Below are 3,385 nucleotides of genomic sequence, written 5' to 3'. Positions count from 1 at the left end.
TCTTGCCGGCCTTGCCCATGGCGGCCAGCACGTTGGTGACGAGCACGGGCGTGTCGAGCGGGAAAGCGGCCGGGTCGGCATCGTCGGCCGTGGCGATCAGGCCCAGCACGGCGGTGGACACGGTGCGGATGGGGCGCGAACCCTCGTTAATTTCAATGACGCGTACGCCATGGTGGTAGTCGGTGGCCAAAATTGTTCTCCTGGTAGGTGGTGAATGGGGCGTGGGTGAGGCGTTACGAGGTGACAGGCGCCGCCAGCGTGATGCCGGCGTCGGTGAAGGCGCGCCGCCCCTCGTCGGGCAAGGTGGCCGCGATGCGTGCGTATTCAGCGCTGACGGCTGCTTGCAGCGCCGCGATGTTCTGCGCGGCGACCACGGCGGCGCAGCTTGTGATGTCGAGAAGGTCAGCGCGTGCCAGGTGGATGGCTTGTACGGTGGCAGCGTCGTCATTTGCCAGCGCTGCCATGCCGATGCCGGCCAGGCGGTTGAGCACGACCTCGCGCGTGGTGCGCACGCTGTCGAAGTAGCGTGCTGACAAGACGGCAAAGGACTCGTCCACCAGCGTGGATGCCCGCAGGGCCGCTTCTTCTTCCGCAGTAACGGCAGCGGCATCCTCCGGCCAAGTTCCTGCCATTTCATAGACCGCCCGCTTGCTTTCCGGGTAGAAGCCGCCTGTGGACATCGAGTAGAAATTACGCATTGTTAGTATCCAATCGCTAAGACATAGGCCATGACACTGGCGCCGTTGGTGTAGTTGCTGCGCAGGCGTACGCCGGCCAGCTTGTTGGGGGCTGCGCCATCGACGGTGATGTTGACGGACGTATCGCTGCCGATATGGATGGCGGAAACAGCGACGACGGCATTGGGAAAAGCCATGTCGTAAGGCGTATCGGCTGCCGTGCCGCTGCCGCCGGCATTGGCGGCAGCGATCCATTGCAGAATGAAGCCGCCCGGCAAGGGCTGGCTTCCTGTGCTGGCCAAGTGTGGCGTGAAGTCGGCGTTACGCCACAGCTCGGCAGTCGAGTCGATGGCTTGCCATGTATCTGCCGTGATGGCCACCAATGACACCGACTGGCCGGCCTTGACGATCATCGATGGGAGGTTGGCCACATCGCAGCGCAGCACGGCATTGGCGGCCGGTGCGATGGTGCCGGCGATCTTGTTGAAACCAAAAAACTTGACCTGGCGCCCAATAATCTGGCCGCTGGCGAAACTGTCGGGACGAGGCAGGGTGGCCATCACGGAGCCATTGCTGAAGTAGTAAGCCTTGCCAAAATCAGCGACGGTCAGCGTACGGGAAACAGGAAAATCCGAGATGCCTGCAAGATTGCCCAGCTCTTGCTGCACAAACCCTGCACTGGCCAGCTTTTTCGACGCGTCAGCTTTCGGCAACGCCGGCACTTCCTTCATGCTGTATTGCGGGTGCGGATCGAGGGCGGCCAAGTGCTTGGCGTCTTGCTGATCGGCATAGCTGCGCGCGCTGGCGTCCTGCTGATCGACATAGGCGACCTTGGCCAGGAGCGGATGTGGATCAGCTGCAGCCTGGTGTTTTGCCAGTTGCTGATCGCCATAGGTGCGTGCGCTGGTGTCCTGCTGATCGACATAGGCGACCTTCGCCAGGAGCGGATGCGGATCGGCCGCAGCCTGATGCTTGGCCAGCTGCTGATCGCCATACGTGCGTACGCTGGTGTCCTGCTGGTCGACGTACGCGACCTTGGCCAGCAGCGGGTGCGGATCAAGAGCTGCCAGGTGCTTGCCCAGTTGCTGATCGCCATAGGCGCGTGCGCTGGCGTCCTGCTGATCGACATAAGCGACCTTGGCCAGCAGCGGGTGAGGATCAACAGCGGCCAAGTGCTTGGCCAGTTGCGCGTCGCTGTAAGCGCGCACGGTAATGTCCTGGTCATCGACATATTTACGGGTGGCCAGGATGACGGACGGATCGATTTTCAGCTCGATGGCGGCCGTGCTGGCGACGATCAGCACGATGCGTACCACCTGCGTGCGCCCGCTACCCTCGGCCATCAGGGGCTTGTAGCTGGGCGGGCAGTTGGCCACCGCGCACAGGTCGCCGGCCTCGTCGTAAATGCCGATTTCGCGTATCCACCAGCCGCCCACGTCCTCGGGTAGAACCTGCTCGACGATGATCTGGCTGCTGTTGGCCGGGTCGATGCTCAGCTGGTTCAGGCCGGCGCGGCGCACCTCGCGCACCAGCGTCTTTTGCGTGCGGACCGGCATGGGCAGATTGCCGTTGCCGTCGCCCACGGCCAGGTTTTTCAGTTTCAGGGTTTGGCCCAGGGCGATGGCGTTGGCCAGCTTGGCCTCGCCCACTTCGGTCAGGATGGCAAAGTATGTGCTCATGGATAGATGGTGAGAGTGTCGATGGTATGGGATGCGCCGCTTTGTAACAGCGTGCCGCGCACTTCGATGGTTTCCGCGATCCAGGGATACACGGTCATGCTGTCGCCGTGGTAGGCGCAAGCGCCCGCGTAGACGTTGCCGCGACTTTCCAGATAAATGGCCAGGCCCGTCATGTGACGGCTGACAGGCTTGGCGTCGGCAATCAGGCGTTCCATTTCCTGAAACATGGCGTCGGTGATGCCAGTGTCGAGCACGCCGACATCGAGGCGGAAGGTGCCCGGCACGCCGGCCGGCGTGGTTTGCCACCATTCGGTAATGCGGATCAAATAGCCCAGGGACTCGACCACGCGGCGCACGGCGGCAATCGTGCCCTTGTGCTTGTGGATGAAATAGGATGCCTTGATGGCGCCGCGCTTGATCGATTCGGGCCAGGCGTCGTCCCAGCGGTCGACGGAACAGGCCCAGGCCAGAAACGGCAGCAGATTGATGGGGCAGCGGTCGGCATTCCACAGGTCGCGCAGCGGCACGGGCACGTTGACCAGCTCGGCGCAGGCCACGGCAATGGCGCGTTCCAGCGCGGTAGTGTTGGGCGGCAGCGTGGGCACGAGCTTATTCATCGCGCACCACGACATTGAGCTTGATGGCCGTGCAGCGCGCGGCCTGGGTGGCGTTCAGTTCGATATCCGCCGCCGGGCTGGTCAAGACGACCTTGCGCACGCCTTCGACGTGGACGGCGGCGCTGCAGGCGGAACGGTAGATGCTGTGTCCCAGCGGGCGGCGCGGCTGGGACACGCGCACGGCGTTGGCGTGCGCGGCGTCCAGCAGAATCGGCACTTCCGGGCCGACGCCGATAAACAAGGTGGCCTCGATCTGGTAATCAATGACCTGGGCGGCCTGCACCGTCAAGCGGTCGCCCAGGGGGCGCACATCTTCGGCGTTGAGCGCGCGCGCCACGGTGGCCAGCAGCGCGGCGTCGGCGATGCCTGTGTCGTTGTTGGCCAGCACGGTGACGGTGACGCTGGCCGGCGC

Annotated in this window: 4 protein-coding genes and 1 pseudogene; all 5 read right to left on the bottom strand. The window is 63.9% G+C overall.

Annotated elements, in window-relative coordinates:
- Positions 1 to 190, bottom strand: a pseudogene (locus JAB6_RS00865) (phage tail protein); the annotation flags it as partial.
- A 43-nt stretch (positions 191 to 233) separates the two neighbouring features.
- Positions 234 to 698, bottom strand: a complete 465-nt coding sequence (locus JAB6_RS00860) for a hypothetical protein (RefSeq protein ID WP_070301032.1) — start codon at positions 696 to 698, stop codon at positions 234 to 236.
- A gap of 2 nt (positions 699 to 700) precedes the next feature.
- Positions 701 to 2,356: a phage tail protein gene (locus JAB6_RS00855; RefSeq protein ID WP_070301030.1), complete on the bottom strand. Its 1,656-nt coding sequence runs from the start codon at positions 2,354 to 2,356 to the stop codon at positions 701 to 703.
- Positions 2,353 to 2,973 carry a phage tail protein I gene (locus JAB6_RS00850; RefSeq protein ID WP_175444470.1) on the bottom strand — a complete coding sequence of 207 codons (621 nt, stop codon included), beginning with the start codon at positions 2,971 to 2,973 and terminating at the stop codon, positions 2,353 to 2,355. Before JAB6_RS00850 ends, JAB6_RS00855 begins: the two co-directional genes overlap by 4 nt.
- On the bottom strand, positions 2,966 to 3,385 hold a 420-nt coding region (locus JAB6_RS00845; protein WP_175444469.1), incomplete at its 5' end, for a baseplate J/gp47 family protein. The genes JAB6_RS00850 and JAB6_RS00845, both read right to left, overlap by 8 nt.

It is taken from the genome of Janthinobacterium sp. HH104 (genome assembly GCF_001758715.1).
GTDB lineage: Bacteria > Pseudomonadota > Gammaproteobacteria > Burkholderiales > Burkholderiaceae_D > Janthinobacterium > Janthinobacterium aestuarii.
This window is presented reverse-complemented; position numbering and strand designations above follow the sequence as displayed.

Excerpts from the sequence above, each read along its gene's own strand:
- JAB6_RS00850 (WP_175444470.1), bottom strand. The coding sequence starts at position 2,973 with ATGAATAAGCTCGTGCCCACGCTGCCGCCCAACACTACCGCGCTGGAA.
- JAB6_RS00855 (WP_070301030.1), bottom strand. The coding sequence starts at position 2,356 with ATGAGCACATACTTTGCCATCCTGACCGAAGTGGGCGAGGCCAAGCTG.
- JAB6_RS00860 (WP_070301032.1), bottom strand. The coding sequence starts at position 698 with ATGCGTAATTTCTACTCGATGTCCACAGGCGGCTTCTACCCGGAAAGC.